22 protein-coding genes and 2 tRNA genes are annotated in these 22,748 nt (G+C 60.9%); 11 read left to right on the top strand and 13 right to left on the bottom strand.

All coding sequences use genetic code 11. From position 1 onward, the window contains the following. Nucleotides 1–41 precede the first annotated feature (41 nt). Entirely contained in the window at nt 42–1,256 is a 1,215-nt protein-coding gene (locus FJ492_RS00585; protein ID WP_140768043.1) for a deoxyguanosinetriphosphate triphosphohydrolase, read from the bottom strand. Nucleotides 1,257–1,332: 76 nt separating this feature from the next. Here FJ492_RS00585 and erpA point away from each other — a divergent pair, with 76 nt between their 5' ends. The 4 genes from erpA (at nt 1,333) to FJ492_RS00565 (ending at nt 3,290) form a co-directional block, all read left to right on the top strand. Continuing rightward, complete coding sequence (gene erpA, locus FJ492_RS00580) at nt 1,333–1,680, top strand: iron-sulfur cluster insertion protein ErpA (RefSeq protein WP_140508725.1); 348 nt, start codon at nt 1,333–1,335, stop codon at nt 1,678–1,680. A gap of 7 nt (nt 1,681–1,687) precedes the next feature. Continuing rightward, complete coding sequence (locus tag FJ492_RS00575) at nt 1,688–2,080, top strand: VOC family protein (protein WP_140768041.1); 393 nt, start codon at nt 1,688–1,690, stop codon at nt 2,078–2,080. 7 nt (nt 2,081–2,087) lie between these two features. Next, nucleotides 2,088–2,882, top strand: coding sequence for an exodeoxyribonuclease III (gene xth, locus FJ492_RS00570; protein ID WP_140711439.1), 795 nt, complete (start codon nt 2,088–2,090; stop codon nt 2,880–2,882). Nucleotides 2,883–2,972: 90 nt separating this feature from the next. Beyond that, nucleotides 2,973–3,290 carry a hypothetical protein gene (locus FJ492_RS00565; protein WP_181166552.1) on the top strand — a complete coding sequence of 106 codons (318 nt, stop codon included), beginning with the start codon at nt 2,973–2,975 and terminating at the stop codon, nt 3,288–3,290. Nucleotides 3,291–3,455: 165 nt separating this feature from the next. Here FJ492_RS00565 and FJ492_RS00560 read toward each other — a convergent pair whose 3' ends face one another. From FJ492_RS00560 to FJ492_RS00545, 4 genes are all read right to left on the bottom strand, one after another. Further along, complete coding sequence (locus FJ492_RS00560) at nt 3,456–4,304, bottom strand: tetratricopeptide repeat protein (protein WP_027146788.1); 849 nt, start codon at nt 4,302–4,304, stop codon at nt 3,456–3,458. Then, nucleotides 4,291–6,015, bottom strand: coding sequence for a dihydroxy-acid dehydratase (gene ilvD, locus FJ492_RS00555; protein ID WP_140768037.1), 1,725 nt, complete (start codon nt 6,013–6,015; stop codon nt 4,291–4,293). Before ilvD ends, FJ492_RS00560 begins: the two co-directional genes overlap by 14 nt. 290 nt (nt 6,016–6,305) lie before the next feature. Continuing rightward, a complete protein-coding gene (locus FJ492_RS00550; protein ID WP_140768035.1) occupies nt 6,306–7,553 on the bottom strand; it encodes an OmpP1/FadL family transporter in 1,248 nt (415 codons plus the stop codon). A 359-nt stretch (nt 7,554–7,912) separates the two neighbouring features. Then, the gene (locus FJ492_RS00545; protein WP_140768033.1) at nt 7,913–10,696 is read right to left on the bottom strand and encodes a valine--tRNA ligase; all 2,784 of its coding nucleotides are present in this window, start codon (nt 10,694–10,696) and stop codon (nt 7,913–7,915) included. A 378-nt stretch (nt 10,697–11,074) separates the two neighbouring features. Between FJ492_RS00545 and FJ492_RS00540 the strand changes: the two genes are divergently transcribed. Next, a complete protein-coding gene (locus tag FJ492_RS00540) occupies nt 11,075–11,716 on the top strand; it encodes a VOC family protein (protein ID WP_140508879.1) in 642 nt (213 codons plus the stop codon). 50 nt (nt 11,717–11,766) lie between these two features. Here the strand turns inward: FJ492_RS00540 and FJ492_RS00535 are convergent, their stop codons facing one another. The 4 genes from FJ492_RS00535 to FJ492_RS00520 all read right to left on the bottom strand — a co-directional run bounded on the left by FJ492_RS00535 (nt 11,767) and on the right by FJ492_RS00520 (nt 15,256). Beyond that, nucleotides 11,767–12,597: a PopZ family protein gene (locus FJ492_RS00535; RefSeq protein ID WP_140508711.1), complete on the bottom strand. Its 831-nt coding sequence runs from the start codon at nt 12,595–12,597 to the stop codon at nt 11,767–11,769. Between the two features lie 255 nt (nt 12,598–12,852). Beyond that, nucleotides 12,853–14,238, bottom strand: coding sequence for a TolC family outer membrane protein (locus FJ492_RS00530; protein WP_140508710.1), 1,386 nt, complete (start codon nt 14,236–14,238; stop codon nt 12,853–12,855). A 182-nt stretch (nt 14,239–14,420) separates the two neighbouring features. Further along, nucleotides 14,421–15,089 (bottom strand): protein-L-isoaspartate O-methyltransferase, encoded by a 669-nt coding sequence (locus tag FJ492_RS00525; RefSeq protein ID WP_140768031.1) that lies wholly within the window; start codon nt 15,087–15,089, stop codon nt 14,421–14,423. Between the two features lie 93 nt (nt 15,090–15,182). Next, nucleotides 15,183–15,256: transfer RNA gene (locus FJ492_RS00520), tRNA-Cys, on the bottom strand. A 212-nt stretch (nt 15,257–15,468) separates the two neighbouring features. On the opposite strand from FJ492_RS00520, the gene FJ492_RS00515 reads away from it, so the two are divergent. After that, nucleotides 15,469–15,720 (top strand): hypothetical protein, encoded by a 252-nt coding sequence (locus FJ492_RS00515; RefSeq protein ID WP_140508706.1) that lies wholly within the window; start codon nt 15,469–15,471, stop codon nt 15,718–15,720. Between the two features lie 47 nt (nt 15,721–15,767). Here the strand turns inward: FJ492_RS00515 and FJ492_RS00510 are convergent, their stop codons facing one another. Continuing rightward, the gene (locus FJ492_RS00510) at nt 15,768–16,028 is read right to left on the bottom strand and encodes a hypothetical protein (RefSeq protein ID WP_140711432.1); all 261 of its coding nucleotides are present in this window, start codon (nt 16,026–16,028) and stop codon (nt 15,768–15,770) included. Nucleotides 16,029–16,250: 222 nt separating this feature from the next. Between FJ492_RS00510 and FJ492_RS00505 the strand changes: the two genes are divergently transcribed. Further along, a tRNA-Asn gene (locus FJ492_RS00505) sits at nt 16,251–16,325 on the top strand. A 189-nt stretch (nt 16,326–16,514) separates the two neighbouring features. Further along, nucleotides 16,515–17,786: a DUF6538 domain-containing protein gene (locus FJ492_RS00500; protein ID WP_140768029.1), complete on the top strand. Its 1,272-nt coding sequence runs from the start codon at nt 16,515–16,517 to the stop codon at nt 17,784–17,786. Here FJ492_RS00500 and FJ492_RS00495 read toward each other — a convergent pair. Together FJ492_RS00495 and FJ492_RS00490 are read right to left on the bottom strand one after the other, a co-directional pair. Next, on the bottom strand, nt 17,768–17,980 hold the full coding sequence (locus FJ492_RS00495; protein WP_140768027.1) for a hypothetical protein: 213 nt from the start codon (nt 17,978–17,980) through the stop codon (nt 17,768–17,770). The genes FJ492_RS00500 and FJ492_RS00495 overlap by 19 nt on opposite strands. A gap of 34 nt (nt 17,981–18,014) precedes the next feature. Further along, nucleotides 18,015–18,245, bottom strand: a complete 231-nt coding sequence (locus FJ492_RS00490) for a hypothetical protein (RefSeq protein WP_140768025.1) — start codon at nt 18,243–18,245, stop codon at nt 18,015–18,017. A gap of 543 nt (nt 18,246–18,788) precedes the next feature. On the opposite strand from FJ492_RS00490, the gene FJ492_RS00485 reads away from it, so the two are divergent. The 3 genes from FJ492_RS00485 (at nt 18,789) to FJ492_RS00475 (ending at nt 22,015) form a co-directional block, all read left to right on the top strand. Further along, nucleotides 18,789–19,826 (top strand): hypothetical protein, encoded by a 1,038-nt coding sequence (locus FJ492_RS00485; RefSeq protein WP_140768023.1) that lies wholly within the window; start codon nt 18,789–18,791, stop codon nt 19,824–19,826. A gap of 97 nt (nt 19,827–19,923) precedes the next feature. Further along, on the top strand, nt 19,924–20,907 hold the full coding sequence (locus FJ492_RS00480; protein ID WP_140768021.1) for a sensor histidine kinase: 984 nt from the start codon (nt 19,924–19,926) through the stop codon (nt 20,905–20,907). 310 nt (nt 20,908–21,217) lie between these two features. Then, nucleotides 21,218–22,015, top strand: a complete 798-nt coding sequence (locus FJ492_RS00475) for a hypothetical protein (protein ID WP_140768019.1) — start codon at nt 21,218–21,220, stop codon at nt 22,013–22,015. Nucleotides 22,016–22,180: 165 nt separating this feature from the next. Here FJ492_RS00475 and FJ492_RS00470 read toward each other — a convergent pair whose 3' ends face one another. Beyond that, on the bottom strand, nt 22,181–22,549 hold the full coding sequence (locus FJ492_RS00470; RefSeq protein ID WP_140768017.1) for a hypothetical protein: 369 nt from the start codon (nt 22,547–22,549) through the stop codon (nt 22,181–22,183). Between the last annotated feature and the right edge of the window lie 199 nt (nt 22,550–22,748).

Genomic DNA, 22,748 nt, shown 5'->3' with positions numbered 1-22,748 from the left:
TGTGACGAATCCGGCCCGTTGGCCGGCAAATCGAGCCCGCCCTAGCTCAAATCCGGGGTGCGGTCAAACAAACGCCTGTGTTCCTTGAGCGCGTAGGTGTCGGTCATGCCGGCCAGGAAATCGGCGACACTGCGCGCCTTGATGCGATCCTGCGCGCGGTCCAGCCCTTCGCGCCAGCCGTCCGGCATGGCGCGCGGATCGGCAAAATAGACATCGAACAGGTCCCTGACGATCTGCTCGGCGTCCGCGCGCACCCGCATGACCTCCTCGTGCCGGTAGAGGTGCTTGTAGAGGAAGGCCTTCAGTTCCTTCTCGGCTTCCGCCATCTCGGCCGAAAAGGTCACCATCGTCTCCCCCGCCGCCCTTACCGCGTCGGCACTCGGCGGCCTGATCCGCTCCAGATTGGCGGTCGTCGACTTGATCACATCCTCGACCATGGCCGTGATCTGCCGCCGCATCAATTCGTGGCCGGTGCGCACGTCATCAAGCCTGGGATAGCGCTCACGCACACTCTTCAGGATCGTTCCGGGCAGCGAAACGGCCTTCAGCATGTCCAGCGTCAAAAGCCCTGACCGCAGCCCATCGTCGATATCATGCGTGTTGTAGGCGATGTCATCGGCAATCGCCGCGCACTGCGCTTCGATGCCGGCGAACCGGTCAAGTTCGAGATCCTGCAATTGCGAGTAGTCGCGGATCGCCTGCGGTACCGGCCCTTTCAGGCCCTGGCCGCTGCTGTCGGTGAGCGGACCATTGTGCTTGACCAGGCCTTCCAGCGTTTCCCAGCTCAGATTGAGCCCATCGAATTCGGCGTAGCGAGCCTCCAGCCTGGTCACGATGCGCAGCGATTGTGCGTTGTGGTCGAAGCCGCCCCAAACCGCCATCTTTTCGTTCAGCGCGTCCTCGCCTGTGTGGCCAAATGGCGTGTGGCCGAAATCATGCACCAGCGCCACCGCCTCGGCGAGATCCTCGTCGCCGCGCAGCGCCCGCGCCAGCGCACGCGCGATCTGCGCCACTTCGATCGAATGGGTCAGCCTTGTGCGGTAGTGGTCGCCTTCATGGGCGATGAAGACCTGCGTCTTGTGTTTGAGCCGCCGAAACGCCGTCGAATGGATGATCCGGTCGCGGTCGCGCTGGAACGGCGTGCGGGTCGGACTTTCCACCTCATCGAACAGCCGGCCGCGCGAGCGGGCCGGATCCGTGGCATAGGCCGCGCGTGGCCGATAGCCGAATCCGATGTCGCCAAGCTCATTTGTCATGGCTGATGCTGCCGCAGTTGACTTGCCCCGTCGCGCTTCATACCTATCATGTGAAACCGAAAGCAAGGTGACGCCTATGGGCGCGGATGCCAAGACCGCCATGAAAGTCGAGATGACCGAGGCTGCCGCCAAGCGGATCGCCAGGATTGTTTCGGCCGAAGCCGGCAAGACAGCGCTGCGCGTTTCGGTCGAAGGCGGCGGCTGCTCCGGCTTTTCCTACAAGTTCGACCTGGTCGACACACGCAACGACGACGACGTCGCTATCGAAAAGGACGGTGCCACGGTGCTGATCGACGATCTGTCCCTGGTCTATATGGGCGGTTCGGTCATCGACTTCGTCGACGATTTGATGGGCCAGTCGTTCCAGATCAGGAACCCGAATGCGGTCGCCTCCTGCGGCTGCGGCACCAGCTTCTCCATCTAGGACCGAGATGCCCGCAACCGGCGCGGTTCGTCAGGTTGCGCTCTCCGCCGGTCGCGACCTCGACGCGACGTTGGCCTTTTGGCGCGATGTCCTCGGCATGAGCGTTCATGCCCGCTACGATCCGCCCGGCATCGCCTTCATCATGGTCGGCGATGTCAGGCTGTTGTTCACCGATGGCATCTCGGCCGGCACCATCTATCTCGATAGTGTTGGCCTCGAAGCCTTCCACGCCGAGGCAAGGGCAGCCGGTATTCCCTTCACCGCGCCGCCGACGCTGGTCCATCGCGACACCGAGGGGCAGTTCGGTCCGGCGGGGGAAAGCGAATGGATGGCCTTTATAAAGGACCCGGCAGGCAATACGATCGGACTCGTCGAACGCCTTCCGTCGCAGGAACAATGAGACCGTCATGAAAATCGTCACTTGGAACATCAATGGCGTGCGCGCCCGCATCGGCAACCTGACCCATTGGCTGACCGAAAGCGCGCCCGACATCGTCTGCCTGCAGGAGATCAAGACGGTCGACGAGCAGTTCCCGCGCGCCGAGATCGAGGCGCTTGGCTACAATGTCGAAATTCACGGCCAGAAGGGCTTCAACGGTGTCGCGCTGCTGTCGAAGCTGCGCTTCGACGAAGTTATCAAAGGCCTGCCGGGCGACGATGCCGACGAACAGGCGCGTTTCATCGAAGGCGTGTTCTCGACCGACAAGGGGGCGCTTCGCGTCGCCTCGCTCTATCTGCCGAACGGCAACCCGATCGATGACGAGAAGAAATTTCCCTATAAGCTGTCCTGGATGGCGCGGCTGGAGCGCTGGGCACAGGAGCGCCTGAGGCTGGAAGAGGCGCTGGTGCTGGCCGGGGACTATAACGTCATCCCCGAGCCGGTCGACGCGCGATTTCCCGAGAACTGGCTGGGCGACGCGCTGTTCCAGCCGCAGACGCGGCAAGCCTTCCGGCGGCTTTTGAACCTCGGCTTCACCGAGGCGGTGCGCGCGGTCACCGATGCCTCGGACACCTACACCTTCTGGGACTATCAGGCCGGCGCCTGGCAGAAGAACAACGGCATCCGCATCGACCATCTGCTGTTGTCGCCGGAAGCCGCGAACAGGTTCTCATCGGCCTCGATCGAAAAGCATGTGCGCGCCTGGGAAAAACCGTCCGATCACGTCCCGGTTGCCATCGACCTCGCCTTGCTGCCGGCCTGACCTGGGGCCTGCCGCTGCGGGCTAGTGCCGGGCGCGCCGATACCGGAGGACCTCATATCGCCACATTCCGACGCATGATGGGAGATCATCATGGCGGCCGGGGTTCCCATGACCATTCGATTTGCTCTTTGTCCGATCGGCGTGGCATTCGCCACGGTCGCGATCGTGCCGGCTCTCGCCGCGCAGGAATGTCTTGCCAATGGAAAATCCTATCCGGTCGGCCAGGTCGCCTGCCTGACGGTCGCCGATCAGAGTCATTTGGCTCGCTGCGACATGGTGCTCAACAACACATCCTGGACCAAGGTTGGCGATAGCTGCCCCGCAAACACCATGGCGCCGCACGTGCACGTCACGCCGATCTCGACACCCGCGCCAAGCATGGTGCCGACGGAACCGACCGAAAACTGATTTTCTTCTGGATTGCCTCGCCTTCAGATCGAGACGAGCCTTGATAGGCCGACGCTGCCCCTCGGTGCCTTGCTGGCGTTTGTCGCTCGAAAAGCCAAGCAGTTGGCTTTTCGTCCACTACACGGATCGCTCCTCCGCTCGTCGCATGGTAACGGGAGAAAGAGCCTACTGATCGGTGTTGTTGCCCTTGGTCAGGATATCGTCCGCCAGCGAGATCGCGGTGCGGCGGTCGGCTTCGCCGGCCGCGGCGAACGCCTCTTCCTGCATGCCGCGGATCCAGGGCTGATCGGCCGGCGACGCACGCTCGAGGGCCGCGGTCATCATCGCCAGGCCACGCACGATCTTGCCGCTCTGGAACAACAGGTGGCCAAGCGTCGCCTGTGCGCCGGCATGGCCCTTCTCGGCGGCGAGCTGGAACCAGCGCCCGGCCTGCTTGACGCTGGCCTTCACGCCGCCCTCGCCCTTCAGGAACATCTGGCCCATCTCGAACTGGGCGTTCGGATTGCGGTAGTTGGCGGCGGCGCGCATGTAGTATTCCTGCGCCGCCACCTCGTTCTCGGTGACCGGGCTGCCGGGAATGCCCGTGCGCAGATAGTCACCGAGCGCCACCAGAGCGTCGGAGACGTAGCTTTCTTCCGGAGAGCCGGGCTCGACGTCCTGGTCGACGATCTCCGAGAAGAACTTGAACGCCTCATAATCGTCGCGGGCCACGCCGTCGCCTTCGGCATACATGCGGGCAAGCTTCCAGGTGGCGCCGATCTGGCCGTTTTCGGCGGCGTATTTATAGGCCTCGGCGGCCTGCTCCTTGTGGCCACTCTTGTAGGCGGAGAAACCGAACTGGAACACCGCCCAGGGGCTCGACTGCGGCTTCACGCCGGTCTTGTCGTCGAACACCTTGTCGTCGAAGGCCATGGCCTGGCCCACGGCGCCAAAGATCGCGACCGCGACCAGTGCCGAAAGGACGGATGACCTCAACAACTCTGGTGTTGACTTCAACAACTCAGATATCCGCATAGCAGTGTGTTTCTTTCGCACCGCCCGGATGGGTGACCGCGCCATCCCTGGCGGACCCTACCGTTTGTGCGTATTTCCATATCGCGCCAGACTGATAGTCAGTCGTGCGCTCCTTCCATGTCTTCGCTCGCGCCGCCAGCTCGCTCTCGGACAGCGCCACCTCGATCGTGCCGTTCACCGCGTCGATCGTGATCACGTCGCCATCCCTGATGAGACCGATCGGGCCGCCCACCGCCGCTTCCGGCCCGACATGGCCGATGCAGAAGCCGCGTGTCGCGCCCGAGAAGCGGCCATCGGTGATCAGCGCCACCTTGCCGCCCATGCCCTGGCCGTAGAGTGCCGCCGTCGTCGACAGCATCTCGCGCATGCCCGGGCCGCCGCGCGGTCCTTCATAGCGGATGACCAGAACCTCGCCTTCCTGATAGGCGCGGTTCGTCACCGCCTCAAAACATTCCTCTTCCGAATCGAAGCAGTGCGCCGGGCCGGAGAATTTCAACTCCGCCATGCCCGCGACCTTCACGATCGCGCCTTCGGGGGCAAGGTTTCCCTTCAACCCCACGACACCGCCGGTTTGGGTAATAGGTCTGTTGGCCGGGCGGACCACATCCTGGTGTTCATTCCAGGCAACGTGCTCCATATTTTCGGCCAAAGTACGGCCAGTGACCGTCAGGCAATCGCCATGCAGATAGCCGTGGTCAAGCAGCGTCTTCATCAGCAGCGGGATGCCGCCTGCCTCGAACATGTCCTTGGCGACATATTTGCCGCCTGGCTTGAGGTCGGCGATGTAGGGCGTCTTCTCGAAGATTTTCGCCACGTCGAACAGGTCGAACTTGATCCCCGCCTCATGCGCGATCGCCGGCAGATGCAGTGCCGCATTGGTCGAGCCGCCGGTGGCCGAAACCACGGTCGCCGCGTTTTCCAGCGCCTTCAGCGTGACGATGTCGCGCGGGCGGATGTTTTTCGCGATCAGCTCCATGATCTTTTCGCCCGAGGCGAAATTGAAACGGTCGCGCATTTCGTAGGGCGCCGGTGCGCCGCAGGAATAGGGCAGCGCGAGGCCAATTGCCTCCGCGACGGTGGCCATGGTGTTGGCGGTGAACTGGGCGCCGCAGGAACCGGCCGACGGACAGGCGGCCTGCTCGATTTCAAGCAGCTCGGCATCGTCGATCGTGCCGACCGAGTGCTGGCCGACCGCCTCGAACACATCCTGCACGGTGATCTGGCGGCCGCGATAGCTGCCGGGCAGGATCGAACCGCCATAGATGAAGACCGACGGCACGTTGAGCCGCACCATGGCCATCATCATGCCGGGCAGCGACTTGTCGCAGCCGGCGAGGCCGACCAGCGCATCGTAGCAATGGCCGCGCATCGTGAGCTCGACCGAATCGGCGATGACCTCGCGCGACACCAGGGACGACTTCATGCCTTGGTGGCCCATGGCGATGCCATCGGTGACGGTGATGGTGCAGAACTCGCGCGGCGTGCCATTGGCGGCTGCGACGCCCTTCTTGACCACCTGCGCCTGGCGCATCAGCGAGATGTTGCAGGGTGCTGCTTCGTTCCAGCAGGACGCGACGCCGACCAGCGGCTGCGCGATCTCGGCCGCCGACAGGCCCATGGCATAGAGATAGGACCGGTGCGGCGCACGCGCCGGACCGACAGTCACATGGCGGCTAGGGAGCTTAGCCTTTGAAATGACCTTGGCGTCCATTCTCATCCTTGCCGCGGGCGGTGCGGCCTGTCCCATCGCCGAGCCTTTTGGAGCATGTCCCGGGACAAGATCGAGGTGCGCCGGGTTTATGGCGGGAAATAGGCAATTTCCTCGGCCGGACTTCTGGCGCAGGGGTTGCTCGCAAACTGTTGCCAAAACGTCACAATCGCATCAGGTGGCAACAGTGCGGCCTATATGCAACGCAGGTTGCATAACGGGGTTGCCGAAAATGCCGGATCAGACAAAAAGGCCGGGCTGAGCCCGGCCTTTTATTATAACTTCCAGGAGGCTTAGAACTTGATCTTGAGGCCGCCCGAAATCGCGGTAACCAGGTCGTTGCCGAAGTCGTAGCTGACCTCTTTGCCGGCAACGTAGCCGTTCTCACCCGCCACTGTGCCCGAATGGCCGCTGGTCAGGACGCCGATCGCACCAGCCAGACGAACTTCGATGTTGGGCTTGGGCGTGTAGGCGACGCCGCCGCCCAGCGTCCAGGTATCGGTTTGCGAACCATAGCCGTGCGAGGTGCCGCGATCCCAGGAAAGCTGACCGGCCGCGCTCCAGTCATCGTTGAACTTATGGCCGAGGCCGCCCGTGACCGTCCAGCCGTCACGATACATCAGATCCAGCGAGGTGATCTGGCCTGAATGCAGAGCATCACCTGTAACGCATGCCGCGGCGGGAGTACCTTGAACGCAAATCGGAACACTCTGCAGCAGGCTCCAGTTGACCCACTTGAGCGACCCAAAGGCAAGCCAGCCGGGCGCTATGCCTGACTGCAACTTCAATTCTACCGTGTCCGGCATGTACTCGGTCGCGCCGTAGATCGGAAGCACGACACTGCCAACATGCGTCAAATCCAGCGTGCCCGAGATGTTGTCGAGCTTGACCCGCGAATTGTACACGAGGCTCGCGCGCAGCGCGATCTCAGGAATTTCATAAGCCAAGCCAGCGCGCCAGCCCCAGCCGGTGCCTTTGAGATCAACACGGCCGGTGCCCTGAAAACCAGGCACCAGCGGCGACACCAGATCTTGCTTGAAGCCATAGACTTCCTGATAGAAGACACCTCCGATGAAGCGGATCTGGCCCTTGCCGGCGTCCATTTTGTAAGAGCAAGTACCAGCATAGTTGTTGCTCTTGATCTCGGTTTCCATATTGGACTCGGCACCGGCCCACAGACCCGGATTGGTGTGTGCACCCCAAGGCTGGGAATAGTCGAACATACAGTCGATGCCCTGGACGACCTGCGCCTTGACGCCGATGCGCGGCACCCAATAGTTCTCGCTGTCATTCGCTGTGCTGCCCAAGAACGTGACGTTTCCGTCTTTTGGATCTGTATCCACCGCATTCTTGAGCTTGCGTTGCGGCATGACGTAAGTCGCTTCCGCTTCCGTGGCGAACGGCGCCGGATCGAACAGCAGGTCGATATCGTAGCCGCCGCGCTCAATGCCCCCGGCGTGCGCCGGGTTCGTCGCCGTTCCGATTAAAGCCAGCGAAAAGCACCCTGCCACCAGCAGTGCTTTCAGACGCAAATTGTTCACGGATGTCCCTCCCCGAATTCGAGTGCGTGAAGCTAGAACCAATTCAGGTTAACGGTGCAACAACGAATTCTCGGGGTGTACATGTACATGTTCGCCGGACGCATTTTGGACAAAATGCAAACCGCTGCCACGAGGCTAAAAAACGGCCCGTCAGGCGTATCTCGCCCCAAAAAGCAGCAGAAATCATGCAAAAGGGCTCAAAATAGCCAGTTCTGAGGGATCAGACGCCCCATTGTTACATTAAGGCAACAATAGGGCGAAAAGTTTCCGTTTACGTCAACATTAACGCAACGGAATGCCTGTTTTCGAGGCCAAAAGAACCCGATTGAGCCGTCCCAAAGAGACCGCGAATCTGCCCTTCAGCCGGCGTCACGAACCCTGGTCAGCGCCACCGAAAGCTTGTCCTGCGCGTCGCGATATTCTGCGAGCTTTTCTCGTTCGCCTTCGACGATCTCCGCCGGCGCGCTGGCGACGAATTTCTCATTCGACAGCTTCTTGTGCAGGCGCGCGATTTCCTCGGTCACCTTGACCAGTTCCTTTTGCAGCCGCACGGCCTCCGCCGTGAGGTCGATCAGGCTGCCAAGCGGCAGGCAGATCGTCGCCTCGTTGAGCACGATCTGCGCCGACCCCTTGGGTGCCGCATCGGCGAGCGAGATGTCGCCGACGCGCGCCAGCCGCTTGATCGCGGACTCCTCGCGAATCAGTCGTTCGCGCGTCACGTCGTTGGCGCCGACCACCACGAGCGGCGCAATGGCCGCCGGCGGCACGTTCATCTCAGAGCGCACCGAGCGGATGCCGGAGACGAGATCGACCAGCCAATTGATGTCGGCGGCTGCTTCCGCGTCCTCGAAATCCGGCGACGGCCATGCGGCGTGGCACAGCAGCGAGGCCCGTTCCCTGCCTTCGCCCGCCGTCTGCGCCCACAACTCTTCGGTCATGAACGGCATCATCGGATGAAGCAGCTTGTAGATCTCGTCGAGCACGAAGGCGACGCAGGCGCGGCTTTCAGCCTTGGCCGCCTCGTCCGTGCCCATGAACACCGGCTTCAGCAGTTCCAGATACCAGTCGCAGAACAGGTTCCAGACGAAGCGGTAGGCCGCTCCAGCCGCCTCGTTGAAGCGGTACGAGGTGATGCCGTCGGTGATCTCGCGCGCGGCGCGCGTCAACTCGGTCAGGATCCAGCGGTTGACCGCCAGCTTGGCGTCGTTCAGCCAGAAATCGTCATTGCGCGCGACTTCGTTCATCTCGGCAAAGCGCGTCGCGTTCCACAGCTTGGTGCCGAAATTGCGGTAGCCGGCGATGCGCGCCGGGTCGAGCTTCACGTCGCGCCCCTGCGCCGCCATCACGGTCAGGGTGAAGCGCAATGCGTCGGCGCCATATTCGTCGATGAGATCGAGCGGGTCGATGACGTTGCCTTTCGACTTCGACATCTTGGCGCCGTTCTTGTCGCGCACCAGCGCATGGACATAGACGGTGTGGAACGGTTCCTCGTCCATGAAGTGCAGGCCCATCATCATCATGCGGGCAACCCAGAAGAAGATGATGTCGAAGCCGGTGACCAGCACGTCGGTCTGGTAATAGGTTTTCAGTTCCGGTGTCTGGTCCGGCCAGCCAAGCGTCGAGAACGGCCACAACGCCGACGAAAACCAGGTGTCGAGCACATCCTCGTCGCGGATCAGTATCTCGCCCGGCTTGAAGTTCTCGAGCTTGTCCTCGACCCAGGCCTTCCATGGCCCTTCCAGAGCCAAATAATATTCGATCGCCGCACTCAGCGCCTCTTCCTCGGTCTTCTCGACGAAGACGCGCCCGTCCGGCCCATACCAGGCCGGAATCTGATGTCCCCACCACAACTGGCGTGAAATGCACCAGGGCTGGATGTTCTCCATCCAGTCGAAATAGGTTTTTTCCCAATTTTTCGGGACGAAGTTGGTACGACCTTCGCGCACCGAGGCGATCGCCGGCTTGGCGAGCTCGGCCGCATCGGCATACCACTGTTCGGTGAGGAACGGTTCGATCGGCACGCCGCCGCGGTCGCCATGCGGCACCGCGTGGCGATGCGGCTCGACCTTGTCGAGGAAGCCGCCGGCCTCCATCAGTTCGACGATCTTCTTGCGCGCGACGAAACGGTCGAGGCCGTCGAGTTCGTCCCATACCGCCTGACGCTCCGGCGTCACCTCGAGGCCGGCGAGGAAGTCCTCATTATCCCTGAGCTTGATGGCGGCTTCGACGGTGAGGATGTTGATCGCCGGCAACTTGTGGCGCTTGCCGACCTCGAAGTCGTTGAAATCATGCGCCGGCGTGATCTTGACCGCTCCGGACCCCTTTTCCGGATCGGAATACTCGTCGGCCACGACAGGTATCTTGCGCCCGACGATCGGCAGGACGACGTTCTTGCCGATGAGATGCTGGAACCGCTCGTCGTCGGGATTCACCGCGACAGCCGTGTCGCCTAGCATCGTCTCGGGACGAGTCGTCGCCACGATGATGAAGGTTTTCGGGTTTTCCGGATCGAAGGCCACGCCTTCGACCGGATAGCGGAAATGCCAGAGATTGCCGTTGACCTCCTGCTGCTCGACCTCGAGATCGGAGATTGCGGTCAACAGTTTCGGGTCCCAGTTCACAAGGCGCTTGTCCTTGTAGATCAGCCCTTCCTTATAGAGCGTAACGAACACTTCGAGCACGGCCTTGGACAGGCCCTCGTCCATCGTGAAGCGTTCGCGCGACCAGTCGGCGGAGGCACCGAGACGTTTCAGCTGGTTGAAGATCAACCCACCCGATTCGGCCTTCCATTCCCACACCTTCTCGATGAATTCTTCGCGGGTGAGATCGCGGCGATGGATCTGGTTTTCCATCAGCCGGCGCTCGACCACCATCTGCGTGGCGATGCCGGCATGGTCCATGCCGGGCTGCCACAGGACGTTCTTGCCACGCATGCGCTCGAAGCGCACCAGGATGTCCTGCAGCGTGTTGTTGAGCGCATGGCCCATATGCAGCGAGCCAGTGACATTGGGCGGCGGAATGACGATGGTGAAGGCCTCGGTCCCCTCCTCCGCCCCAGCGCCGGCGCGAAACGCGTCGGCTTCCTCCCACACCCTGGCGATCTTCGGCTCGACGGTTTTTGCGTCGTAGGTCTTTTCAAGCATGGGAAAACGGTCCGCGCTGTCGGGAATTTTGCTGGTTCGGTGTAAATCGGAAGGTCCTGGCCAAGTCAACCGCGAGGACGGCTGGCGGGCACTCGCCGGCCTAGAGATAGACGGCCTCCAGGTCGCGGGCAATGGCGTCAGCGGCTGCCGCGCATTTCGTTCAGGTGCGGCTGCGAGGAGCGGGGGCAACGGTGCCGGACATCATCCCGCGACGCGCGCCGTCGCTGGCCAATGCCCTTGCCAGCAGCGGCATCCGGCGTACCGCAGCTTGACCGCGTATGGCAGCGGCGCGTAAGTTGCCAGCGCTGCTGTAGAGCGCATCGGCTTCCGGCCGGAGGGGCATTGCCCGCCTACGCTACCCTCAACATCAACGCGCCCATGCCCACACTCGAGCACCATAAGAAACAGGCGAAACTCTACCTGAGATGGCATCGCCAGCGGTATTATCCCGTCGCCGATGCAATCGGCTCGCTGTTGCCGCGCTTCCGTCATCTGACCGACAGCCAGATCCTGGATCACAGCTTCAAGCTCACTGACGCCCAGGAACTGGTCGCTAAGAAGGCGGGTTTCGAGACTTGGCAGGCGCTGAAGAAAGGCCTTCAGACCATGATCGACAGCACCACAGCCGATGCCTCGCAGCCGTTTCTCGCCGTGGCCGAGCCTCAGCTTTTCGTTTCCGACATCAAAGCCGCCTGTTCATTCTACGAACACAAACTCGGCTTCAAGACGCGCTTCACCTATGGCGAACCGCCCTTCTACGCGCAGGTGTTTCGGGACGGTGCGCGGCTCAACCTGCGCCATGTCGACCAGCCTCTTGTCGACGTGGGTCTACGAGCGAAGGAGGACCTGCTCTCGGCAACGATCGTCGTCGAGGCGATCAAACGGTTGTTTCTTGAGTATCAAGCGGCGGGCGCCAGCTTCCATCAAACGCTGCGCGCGGAGCCTTGGGGCGCCCGCACCTTCATTGTCGGCGATCCCGACGGCAATCTGCTCGCGTTCGCAACATCGGCGGAGAGCTGAGCCTGACAAAAGCGGGGGCTCAGGGCGGCACTTTGATCCCGACGCGAGCCTTACTGCGCCCCGCGTGCCACGCGCTCGATTTCTTCGCGCACCAGCCTTTCGACCAGCGTCGGCAGATTGTTGTCGAGCCAGTCCTGCAGCATCGGCCGCAGCATTTCTTCGGCCATCTCGTCGAATGTCTTCTTGCTGCGGCTTGCAAAGGCGTCGGACAGCTCGCCGAAGGCGGCAGCAACCTGCCGGCCCGTATGTTCGGAAAGAATCGCGGGACGCACCGCATGCGCTTCGTTTGCCGCCGCGCGCGCCTGAGCCGTGCCCGGAGCATCGCTCGACGAAGACCGCTCGGTCGCGGGGTCCACCGCGGTTTCGCTCGCCGCCACGTCCGGCCGTGCCGCTGGCTTGCGGATGCCCCGGTCCGGCATCGCCTTGGCTTGCTCGCCAACCGCCGCGATCTCGCGACGCCAATCGGCGATAATGGCTTCACTCGCCGCAAGCTCCGCGGGAGCCGCTGGCGCGTCGCGGCTGGGCACCGGCCCGGCGGCAACCCGGGCGCTGACCTCGGCCAATGTCGTCGGCGTCCTGCCAACAGCCGGATCGGCACGTGGCGGCGCTTCGGTGCGTGCGATCGCCGGCTGTACGGCTGGCGCCTGGACTTCCGCCATAGCGGCCGGTTTCCTGACCTCGGGGACGGCATGCAGTTCGGCGCGGAACGCGTCTATGTCGGCGGCCGCAACAGCACTCGGCGCGGGCTCCAAATCCTGCTGCAACTCATCGGCCTCGCCGGGCTGCTTGCGACCGTTGTCGCTATCTTCGATGATCCTCCTGATGGAAGCCAGTATCTCTTCCATGGAGGGTTCGCGCTGTGCGCTGCTTGCCGTTGCCATCGTCACATCCGCCGCCCTTGTGACCCGTTGCAGGTTTCCGCTCCGGCAAAAGCCGGATTCGAATCATGACGACAGCGTAACCGACGGATCGCCGCACGAGAATCCCCAATCCGGGGACATGTGGGATTTCAACAGATTAGAGCGATTCCGCCAAAGCCGTGTGACGGTCCCCGTCAGCAACCCAACGAAGGACAACGACAGTCAGGCGTTTCCGATCGAACCGCTCAGCCCGGAAACGCCGTTCGAACGAAAGGCCTAGCGGCCGTCCGGCGTGCGCAGGCCGATCCACTTGTCCTTGACGGCGTTGTAGTGCTCTTCGGGCTTGTACTTCGTCACCTGCAGCGCAAGCCGGTCGACCGACAGGTGGCCGATCGCGGAGAGGATGGCATAGCTCGCCACGACCACGTCGTGTTCGGAATTGGCCTGGTTGATCTTGGCGGTGATGAGGGTAGCTTGGGCATTGAGCACGTCGAGCGTCGTGCGCTGGCCGACATTGCGCTCTTCGATGACGCCGTTCAGTGCCAGTTGTGCGGCTTCGATCACCTGCCTGTTGGCGGATACGCTTTGCTGCGCGGCGGTGTATTGCGACCATGCCGTGGCGACAGCCTGGCGGACCTGGTCGCGGCTGACGTCGACCTGGATACGCGCTTGCCCGAGTGACTCCTTGTTCTGCCGCACGATCGCCGAAGTCCGGCCGCCTGAATAGATCGGGACGGTCAGCGTTGCGCCGATATTGGCCGAGGTCGAATTGCCGTTGGAACCCGCCACGTCGGGGATGGCTTTGCGGTAGTTTTCCGAAATACCGGCCGAGGCCGACAGCTGCGGCAACAGCGCGCCCTCGGACGATTTCACCGAGAAAGCCGCGGCGTCGACCAGATGCTGGGTGGCAAGGATGGCCGGATGTTCGGCCGAGCCGATGGCGATCGCGGCGTCGAGGCTCGACGGCAGCAACCGTCCCAATGGCGCGGCTGGCTTGAGCTTGCCCGGCTCGTCGCCGACAACCTGGTGATAGGTCGCGGCACTGGCCAATGCCTGCGCACGCGCAGCACTGAGCGAGGCCACCGCCGAGGCGCGCTGGGCATCGGCCTGCGCGACATCGGTGCGCGTACCTTCGCCGACGTCGAAGCGCGAGCGCGCGGCGCGCGCCTGCTCGGTCAGGAACTGCAGGTTCTGCTCGGTCAACACTGCGATCTGCCGGTCGCGAATCACGTCCATATAGGCGGTGGCCGCGCTGAACAGCGTGTTCTCCTCGGTGTTGCGCAGGCTTTCGACCGACGCCTTGACGTGGGATTCAGCCGCCGCCACGTTGTTTCTCGTCTGGAAACCGTCGAACAGCGACTGGTTGATCTGGATGCCGTAGCTGCCGCTTGTCAGCTTCGAATTGCCGCCGTCATTTGCCCGGCGCGTGTTCGTGTAGTCGATGTTGGCCGATCCGGTAACCGTCGGACGCCAGCCCGATTTGGCAATGGCCACGCTCTCGTCGGTCACACGCACGCCGGCACGCGACGCATTCAGTGTGGAATTGTACTGATAGGCTTTTGCAAGGGCACCGGTGATGGTCTCAGCCGATGCAGCCAGTGGGGATAGTGCGGTCGCCGAAACAAGGACGGCGGTGAAAAATGATTTGCGTACTGACGGCACGGTATATCCCTCATTCGTTTTCCATGGGAACCGCGCCGCGCCGGCTCCTCCTTCTGGAGCAGCCGGCGTGGCGTGTTTCATGTTCCCTGTCGCTCCGCCCAAAGTGCCCCCAGTCTGGGATCAGCAACGATCGTTCAAATGCAAGCGACCATGACAAAGCCTTTGCTGCAAGGCCAAATCATTCAGAATTCGAAAGCATGCTCACGTTCGAAGCCGGGTAGTGGCTTAATTGCCGCATTAAATGCCCTTCTCCCGGTTACAACCCCTCCAGCCTTGACAAAAAGCCGCGCCACGCCGGAATTGCCCTGTCCTTCGACCGCGACCAGGCGTCCGCCCTCGGCGAGCTGGTCGAGCAGCGACGCCGGCACTTTGCCGACACTGCCGCCGATGAAGATGACATCGTAAGGTGCCTTTGCCGCATGGCCTTGCGCCAGTGCGCCCTGAACCACGGTCACATTGCCGCAGCCCAGGCCGGACAGGGTCGACGCGGCGGTTTGCGCCAAGGCCGAATCGCTTTCGAGCGCCACGACGAATCTCGCCAGGCGCGACAGGATCGCCGAGGCGTAGCCGGTGCCGCAGCCGACATCGAGCGCCGAATCGGTGACGCTGATCTCGGCCAGTTGCATCAGCTTGGCCAGCGGCGAAGCTTCCATCAGGTAGCGCGGGCCATCGGCGCTGCCGGTGATGCGGATGTCCTCGTCGATATAGGCCAGATCGCGCTGGCGATCGCCAACGAAAACCTCGCGCGGCACGGAAAGCATCGCGTCGAGCAACGGCGCGCTGGTCACGTCGGTGGTGCGAACCTGACCATCGACCATCTTGACGCGAAGTTCGGAAAAATCAGCGCTCATGCTCCAAGCCTCGCTTTTCCGCGACACAATCGCGGTCCATTGGACAGGACGCTCAGGCTCCGGCGCTGACGCGCGGGAGCCTGGCCTGGAGATTGGAGGCCTCGCCCGGAATCGAACCGGGGTGCAAGGATTTGCAGTCCTCTGCGTAACCACTCCGCCACGAGGCCTCGTTGCTCCCGGCGTTCCACCCGGTTCCAATAGGTTGCGGCGAAAATGCCGTCAAGCGGCCACGACGTATTCCGAACGCTTTCCTCTGCGCCGGCTCCGCCCCTGTCAGATCGCCGTCACAACCGCCCTATTAGCAATCCGTTAAGCATGGCGGATGATCGAACGAAACGCCGCGCACCGGCTTGCGTTGAGAAACAGGGAGGACTGCGCCATGCCCACGGCAAAGCCAAGGGACGAAACGCACGAAACGGAAAGCGTGTCGCTGCTGGGATGCGAGGAATTGGTGCGCTATGCCATCGACTGCCTGAGAATTGAAGGCACCGGCAGCCTGTCGCCGCGTGATCGCGCGCGTCTGGCCTCGGCTTCCGCGGTCCTGAAGGAGATCAGCGAGGATTTGAAGGCAGGCGCACAACCCGATTCGGAGGAATCCGTCGGCGGCACGGAGAGACGGCGCCAGGATTGATTCTCTTTCGAAGGCCACCGCCGTGCGAGATGCGCCGGCAAGGCCGCTCAGTCCGGCCGGCGTCGCCGCTCCCACCAGACGACCAAGCGGCGCCGCTGGCGACGGACCATGGCTATTTCGTAGGAGAGTACCAGCAGTCCGAGCGGCACCATCCAGAAGCCAAGGATCGGCAGGAACCCGAGAAGGCCGCCAATCGTCAAAAGCACGCCGATAGTGATTCTGAGACCGCGCGACTGCGGCATGGTGAATTCGCGCCCGAAAACCGAGATTTTTCGTTCTGGTATCCGGTTTTCGTCCGCTGCCGTCATTGCGAAAAACTGCCTGTCTGGGGGCTCGATAATGCCATCTTACGAAAGCCGCGGCCGCCCTTTCGGTTCCGCGCCCGTCGCCAAGACGGCTAATATGTGGGTGGGCAAAGCCGATTGCGAGAAACCACCGCGCGAAAAAGTCTCGGCAAAATGCGAAATGCTGCTTTGCAAAGCCGAAACGGGTTTGCTATAGGCTGCGCCACTTGCTCAAAGAGCCTCCGTTCCCCGGTAGCTCAGTGGTAGAGCAACCGGCTGTTAACCGGTTGGTCGCTGGTTCGAATCCGGCCCGGGGAGCCATTCGCTAACCTTTTAGCCTGCTCAACATTCTCTCAACGCCTTGAAATCGCCCCTTAATTCCCGCCAAACCGGCCGAAAGACCATTTTGCGCGCCCAAATTTGCTAATCATTTCGCTAAACAATTTGCCATACATGTCCGGCATCTGTAATGTTGACTAACACAACGTACCTTGCTGGAAATGGTGGCACGTGAAGCTGATACTCCGCAATCGCACCTATCAATTGGTCCGACGCGTCCCTAAGCGCTATGCCCCAGTCGAGACCCGAAAGCAGGTATGGGTCAGCCTTCACACCGACTCAAAAACTGTCGCGGAGCAGAAAGCACCTTCCGCATGGGCGCATATGGTTGAGGGATGGGAAGCCAGCCTTGCCGGCGCAACCGATGATGCGGAGAGACGGTTTGCAGCGGCGAAGGAACTGGCCGCCGTGCGAGGCTATAGCTACCTGCGGGCTGATCGCGTCGCCCAACTCCCCCGCGAAAAACTGCTTGAACGTGTTGAGTCCGCCCTGAAGCTCAATGGCGATGCTGCCGAGATCGAGGCCCGCGCCGTTCTGGGTGGCGCTCGCGAACCCGGCATCACGATCAGCAAGGCATTGGAAACATACTGGACACTCGCCAAGCAGGACACGCTTGGCAAGAGTGAGGATCAGCTTCGCCGCTGGAAGCACCCCCGCGAACGGGCTATCGCCAACTTGATCGAGGAAATCGGCGACAAGGAGCTTGCTGATATCAGTGGCGATGACATGCTCGACTTCCGCATAACGTGGGGAGAGCGGATTGCGGCCGGCGACGCACTGCCCGGCACGGCAAACAAGGATTTCCAGCATATCGGCAATATCCTTCGCACCGTGGTCAAGATGAAGCGGCTAGGGCTGGTCCTGCCGCTCGACGGACTTAACTTCAAAGACGACAAGGTGCGGACGAAACCGCCTTTCTCTGTCGAATGGATCAGGACCAAGTTGCTTGCCCCCGGCGCGCTCGACAACATGAACAAGGAAGCGCGCTGCATACTGCTTGGCATGATCAATACCGGCTATCGCCCCGGCGAAGCGGCAGGGCTCTTGGCTCACCACATCCGCCTAGATGTTGATGTGCCGCATATCTCAATCGAGGCGGAGGGCCGGCAGCTAAAGAACAAGGTCGCCCCACGGATCATCCCGCTTGTTGGAGTCAGCCTTGAAGCGTTCAAGCAATGCCCGAAAGGCTTCCCACGCTATCAGGAGTCCAGCGCAGGCCTTAGCGCCACCGTGAACAGCTTCCTTCGGGAGAATGGGCTACTGGAGACCGAAGAGCATACGCTATACAGCCTGCGGCATTCGTTCGAAGATCGTATGATCGCCGCCAAGGTGGACGAGCGTATCCGGCGCGACCTGTTCGGCCATGCACTGGGAAGGGAACGCTACGGCGAAGGCGCGACGCTGGCGCACAAGCGCGACGTTATTCAGAGCTTCGCCCTTTGAGCGGCGACGATTGCACGGGCGCGGGCAATAGGATCGCCCCTCGCCTCTTCGGCCGCTATCTCCGCTTCTAGCCGTGTGAAGATCGGAGCGTAGATCGCATCCTTGACCACAAGCCCAGCAACGAACGCGTGAGCGGCTTTCAGCCGGGCCAGCATGGACCCGTTGTCGTCGTCTATGGTCGATGAATGCAGCATGGCTTGGGTCTGCTATTGAAACTGGGCGCAAAACTCAGCGGCGCACGACATGCGCGCCAGCCCAGATGAAGGGCCAAACGGCTATGAACAGCACCGCCGCGACCAATGCGGCCGGCCGGCCCCGACGAAGGTCTTCCACCACGGCGCGGGAGTTCGCTCCAACGGCCGGGCTGGGGTCCCGGTTCGCCACGATCCCCTGAAGGAAGAGCAGGCCACCGCCGACCCATAGCGCGCCCGCCAGTAAACCCATGTCCATTGTCGTCATCGTAAATCCCCGTCCGTTTTTGATCACGGTCGGAGTCTACGACAGCCGGTGTTCAAGTCAATAACCCGGAAGAATTCATGTAGACAGCATACTTGAAATCTACTTCCCCAAGCAGCATACAGTGTCTTCGTCAACAGGGTTAGTCTGAATTTTGCAACGGGGTGCAAGCTATTTCCTGAAAGCGAAACTGCAAAACCATGGTAAAAATCGGCCTTCCGTGCTAGTTAAGGGGCGCGCTGGTTCACGCTGCGCAGCGTGGGCCGTTAACAGGGGCGGCACCGAGTTTTTCCTTGGTCGGATGGCGGTGCCGCCCCACTCAGACCAAGGAATAGACCAATGTCCCCTCGCCTAGCCCATTCACGCCCGCAATCCATCTATGATGCCGTACACGACGATGCTAGGGGCTGGCTTAGCCCTGAACTGGGCAAGCGTTGGCATGGGAACCGCATCGACCCTCTGCATCAGCAGCATGTCCGGCGACGCCTCGACCGCGTATGGGGGCCGTACCTATCCAACGCCAACTATCGCATTGTGGCTTTCGTCATGACCCACACCATTGATCTGGGGCTTCCGGTATGGGACTTCACCTATGCGGGGCTAGAGAACGGCTATCCATTGAAGGGTGGCGGCGGAATGCTCTCTCACGGGACTGGCCTCGCTAAGGCCACCCTCCAAACTGGCATTGGCGAGCTTAGAGAGATCGGCCTCCTATTTGTCGACAAGGGACGCAAGGGGAACCTGATCCGTATTAATATCGACTGGGAACCGGGAGCAAACGTGCCCTTGGCCGCCCAGAAGAGAAAGCAGCTTGGCGCGATTAAAGAAGCCGCGAAGAAAGCAAAAGCCCAAGACCGTAGTGAGGGGGTGTCTTGCACGACACCCCCTGGTGTGGAAAACCACACCACTCCTGCTGGTGCAGCAGTACCCCATACTGGTGGAGCAGTACCCGAGGATACTGGTGCAGCAGTACCCGAGGTGTCGGTGCAGCAGTATCCTAAGAGCTTCAGTCGTAGAGCGGGAGTTATAAAAGCCGGAGAAAAAGAGTTGTCGCCGCCTGCCGGCAACGACGCCCCGACCTCCCCTTCAACGTCTATTCCCGTCCGGGAAAGACAGCGCCCGGTCTACCCGCTGCTTCCGGGGAAGGAAGACGCCTCCGGCGAAGTGAAGAACCCCCCGGCTCCGGCCGCCCCCCTTTCGGCCCCTGAAGAGGCCGCGCTTGACGAGACGTTGCGACGGGCCGCCGCCCGGCAATGGCCGAATGCATCGGAACCGTGGCCGGATGAACAGCGCCGGGCCGTTGCACGCGGGATCGCGACGATCTGGCCTAGGACCCGGCTGGATGCCGATCAAGCGTATCGGTTCGCCGACTGGTTTGTGGCGGATTGGCCGGACGATGCCCCGGGCTACCCTGGCGCCAGTTTCATCGACCCGGCGCTACTTACCCGGTTCATGGCGACTGACAGGTCGCACACAGTGCATCAGGTAGAAATGCCGCTTTCCCCACCCAGCATGCTGTTGCGGTCTTCCGCAACCGTTGGCAATGTTTCCCAAGCGAAGCAGTCGGGGATAAATCATTGCTAGGCTGTTTCCGATTCGGAAATCGTCCGACACTGTTGATGAAACAGTCGGGCGTGGAGAAAATTCTGTGACGTGGGAACACATAAAAATACCGAGGACGATGGATGTTGAAAAAATCCTTGGTATAGCACGGCTGATCGATCACTACGCAGACCGGGATCAGATCAGAATAGCGTTCGAAGAAGAGGCTTTCTTTCCTCCGTTTGCTATGTTGTTCATCGGAGCGAAACTTCGGTCAGTGCGCGAGCGCAATCCAGAGCTAAAGATCGACCTACGCTATCATCACAGCCAAGCCTATGCCGCCCACATGGGATTTTTCAGACTATTCGGCGTCGATTATGGGCGAGATCTTGGCGAGGCGTGGGGAAGTGACAATTACATCCCCATCACCTGCTTGGATCGTGCAGCGCTTTATCGAGAGCCGGGAGATCGGTACGTTGAACTAGGGGATTTAATTCAGCGCAAGGCTGAAAGGATCGCCGGTATCGTGACGCGAGGCCTAATAGCTGGTGATCCTATGTTCGACGCTCTTGCCTATTCAATTAGAGAATTGATGCGCAACGTTTTCGAGCATAGCGAATCTGAGCAGGTCTATTACTGCACTCAGTTTTGGCCGGCCAGCAACAGAGTTGAATTTGCGGTAGCCGATTTCGGCATAGGCATTCGCAGAGGCTTAGGGACGAACCCAAATTTTCGTTTCAACACCGACAAGCAAGCTATCGAGTGGAGCTTAATGCCAAGCGTTTCGGGCAAAACCCATCTTGCCGGTGATCGTGGCACTTGGACCAATTCTGGTTATGGCCTTTATATGACAAACCGTCTTGCCCGAAATGCGGGAGGGAACTTCGTCTTGGCCAGCAAATCGATGGCAATCCACCTGTCCCGAGCGACGAAGCACAATTACCAAACTTCGTTTCCTGGGACAGCTCTACGGTTCAATATGAATCTGAGCGCAATCGAAGACGCGAAGGCCAAACTGGATCAATTTAGGCGGGAAGGATTCGAAATAGCAAAGACCATCAAAGGCTCCGGAAACAGGCCGCCGTCCGCGATGTCAGTGCTTCTTCGCCGCGACTATCGATGAGGTATCAAATGCCCGCATCCGTCGCAGCCTCCATCGGAAATCATGAGTCGCAATAAGGCTGGCCAGCGTAACACATCGTGAAAGCTACTGGTTCTCAGAGCCCTGTCAGGTTAAGGCGACTGGCCGAAAAAAACTACGAGCGCTCTTGTTAGCCTCGTCCGAGCCACGGCTTTGGGATGCTGCCGCCGAGAAACGTTGCAACCCGTTGCAAATTCTGCCGTCCGCAGAAGGACAACCGACATTAGAAAGGGAGTTCATGAGGCTATTTGCGACACGTGTGTGGGGCAACCCTGTGGATGGAAACGTTCCCATGGCGACCTTTGGCAGCGAGGGTCACATGTCTCGATTACTGGCGATATCGGCCCCGGGTGACCGCTTGGTCTTTGTCGGCACCAAAACCGACCGTACTTCTCAGGAGCATCAGGGCCGCATTCTGAGCATGGCTGAGTTTGGCCGTCTTCGGCTACGCACGCTAGACTACTTCACGAAAGACCAACTCGATCAGCGAGACTTCGATACACGAGGCAATTTTAAGTTTCCGTTCGGCGTGCCGATCGTGCGGGGGTGGGTCTTCAATCCGCAGCCACTCGTGAATGAGCTTCTGAAGCAGCGCCTCACCATGCTAGCCACTCCGGGAGTCGAGGAACTCACGGACCCGGATGACGTCGACAAGATCATGGCATTGCCATCGACGCCCTTCGAACCGCCGCCTAACCTGCAATTTGACCAAATGCGCCGCGTCAACGATGCGCTGAAACCCACGACAGGTCCAATACCCTCAACTTCAAATTATGAAGTCGAGAGGTCGGCCATGGACACGAGCTGGACCTATGCCATGCGTTTCGGCAACACGAACATATCGAAAATCGGGCACGCGACGTCTGTGCCCGGACGACTTGCCGAGATTAATAAGCACATCCCGCACGAAATCGGCATTGCCATTTGGAAGATCGAGCTCCAGCAAAAATGGCCGGACGCAATTACTGCGCACGCCATGGAACAGAAAGTGTTCGAGATCTTGGAAGGCAAGCGCACAACGGGCGAGCGGATCAACTGCTCGCAGAAGGAATTAATGACGGCGTGGCAACGCGCGATCGTCGGGGATTAGCCATGAAACTGTCCTACTTCATGCGCGAGACTTGCCGCTTGGATGCAGGAGAACGAAAACGTCTTATGGACATGGGCCGAAGCCCCCACCCTAGCAGCTAACGATCTGCCACAAAATATTGTGGGTGACGGGGTAGTGCATCAGTGTGAAAATTCTGAGGCGGATCTATTTCCTGATGATCCAATCCAGCAAGGCAGCGTCAACGCGCTCGCACCCGGTAAAGTCGTAAACCAGGCTCTGAGCGAGGCCGCGCCATCGACACTCCGGAGCCTTCGTTTCCAAGACCAACTTCTGAAAGACGTTGCGGACAATGTCGGCATCGAACCCGGACACAGGGTGCTGCTCAACGTTTCTGGTCGCCTCGTCGACCTTGCGCTGGCGCAACCGCTTTAGAAGGTCGCGTGATGCAGCAACTGCCCGCCGGGACTGGTCCAGATCACGACGAAGCGAGGCGATGTCACTTATAGAGCGGTGGCGCGAGACAAAGGTGGCGTCGATCATCGCCCGCGCAACGTCTGTACGGCTTTCGATCATAGCTACCTCCCAATAGCTAAGATTGTAAGTACCTCCATTTAGAGCCGATCCGCGACGGATTCAATGTCGGTTTGATACGAAGGAAATGGGAGCCGCAACGCCCGTGGCCAGCTTCTTCCGTGCATTGTCGTCGGCGGACGTTGCCATGGAGTTATGGCCGGGGTGGGACTGTTCAGGGCGCCATTTTCAAACTGATGCA

Origin of the sequence: Mesorhizobium sp. B2-5-4 (assembly GCF_006441095.1) — a bacterium.
GTDB lineage: Bacteria > Pseudomonadota > Alphaproteobacteria > Rhizobiales > Rhizobiaceae > Mesorhizobium > Mesorhizobium salmacidum.
Note: the sequence above shows the minus strand (reverse complement) of the source record. Positions and strands in the feature narration are given on the sequence as shown.

What these genes read in the sequence shown, in the direction of transcription:
- FJ492_RS00495 (WP_140768027.1), bottom strand. Translation starts at nt 17,980, where the DNA reads ATGCTGCATTCATCGACCATAGACGACGACAACGGGTCCATGCTGGCC.
- FJ492_RS00545 (WP_140768033.1), bottom strand. Translation starts at nt 10,696, where the DNA reads ATGCTTGAAAAGACCTACGACGCAAAAACCGTCGAGCCGAAGATCGCC.
- xth (WP_140711439.1), top strand. Translation starts at nt 2,088, where the DNA reads ATGAAAATCGTCACTTGGAACATCAATGGCGTGCGCGCCCGCATCGGC.
- FJ492_RS00490 (WP_140768025.1), bottom strand. Translation starts at nt 18,245, where the DNA reads ATGACGACAATGGACATGGGTTTACTGGCGGGCGCGCTATGGGTCGGC.
- FJ492_RS00535 (WP_140508711.1), bottom strand. Translation starts at nt 12,597, where the DNA reads ATGGCAACGGCAAGCAGCGCACAGCGCGAACCCTCCATGGAAGAGATA.
- FJ492_RS00540 (WP_140508879.1), top strand. Translation starts at nt 11,075, where the DNA reads ATGCCCACACTCGAGCACCATAAGAAACAGGCGAAACTCTACCTGAGA.
- FJ492_RS00470 (WP_140768017.1), bottom strand. Translation starts at nt 22,549, where the DNA reads ATGATCGAAAGCCGTACAGACGTTGCGCGGGCGATGATCGACGCCACC.
- FJ492_RS00525 (WP_140768031.1), bottom strand. Translation starts at nt 15,089, where the DNA reads ATGAGCGCTGATTTTTCCGAACTTCGCGTCAAGATGGTCGATGGTCAG.
- FJ492_RS00575 (WP_140768041.1), top strand. Translation starts at nt 1,688, where the DNA reads ATGCCCGCAACCGGCGCGGTTCGTCAGGTTGCGCTCTCCGCCGGTCGC.
- FJ492_RS00565 (WP_181166552.1), top strand. Translation starts at nt 2,973, where the DNA reads ATGGCGGCCGGGGTTCCCATGACCATTCGATTTGCTCTTTGTCCGATC.
- FJ492_RS00480 (WP_140768021.1), top strand. Translation starts at nt 19,924, where the DNA reads ATGGATGTTGAAAAAATCCTTGGTATAGCACGGCTGATCGATCACTAC.
- ilvD (WP_140768037.1), bottom strand. Translation starts at nt 6,015, where the DNA reads ATGGACGCCAAGGTCATTTCAAAGGCTAAGCTCCCTAGCCGCCATGTG.
- FJ492_RS00475 (WP_140768019.1), top strand. Translation starts at nt 21,218, where the DNA reads ATGGCGACCTTTGGCAGCGAGGGTCACATGTCTCGATTACTGGCGATA.
- FJ492_RS00560 (WP_027146788.1), bottom strand. Translation starts at nt 4,304, where the DNA reads ATGCGGATATCTGAGTTGTTGAAGTCAACACCAGAGTTGTTGAGGTCA.
- FJ492_RS00510 (WP_140711432.1), bottom strand. Translation starts at nt 16,028, where the DNA reads ATGACGGCAGCGGACGAAAACCGGATACCAGAACGAAAAATCTCGGTT.
- FJ492_RS00515 (WP_140508706.1), top strand. Translation starts at nt 15,469, where the DNA reads ATGCCCACGGCAAAGCCAAGGGACGAAACGCACGAAACGGAAAGCGTG.
- erpA (WP_140508725.1), top strand. Translation starts at nt 1,333, where the DNA reads ATGGGCGCGGATGCCAAGACCGCCATGAAAGTCGAGATGACCGAGGCT.
- FJ492_RS00485 (WP_140768023.1), top strand. Translation starts at nt 18,789, where the DNA reads ATGACCCACACCATTGATCTGGGGCTTCCGGTATGGGACTTCACCTAT.
- FJ492_RS00585 (WP_140768043.1), bottom strand. Translation starts at nt 1,256, where the DNA reads ATGACAAATGAGCTTGGCGACATCGGATTCGGCTATCGGCCACGCGCG.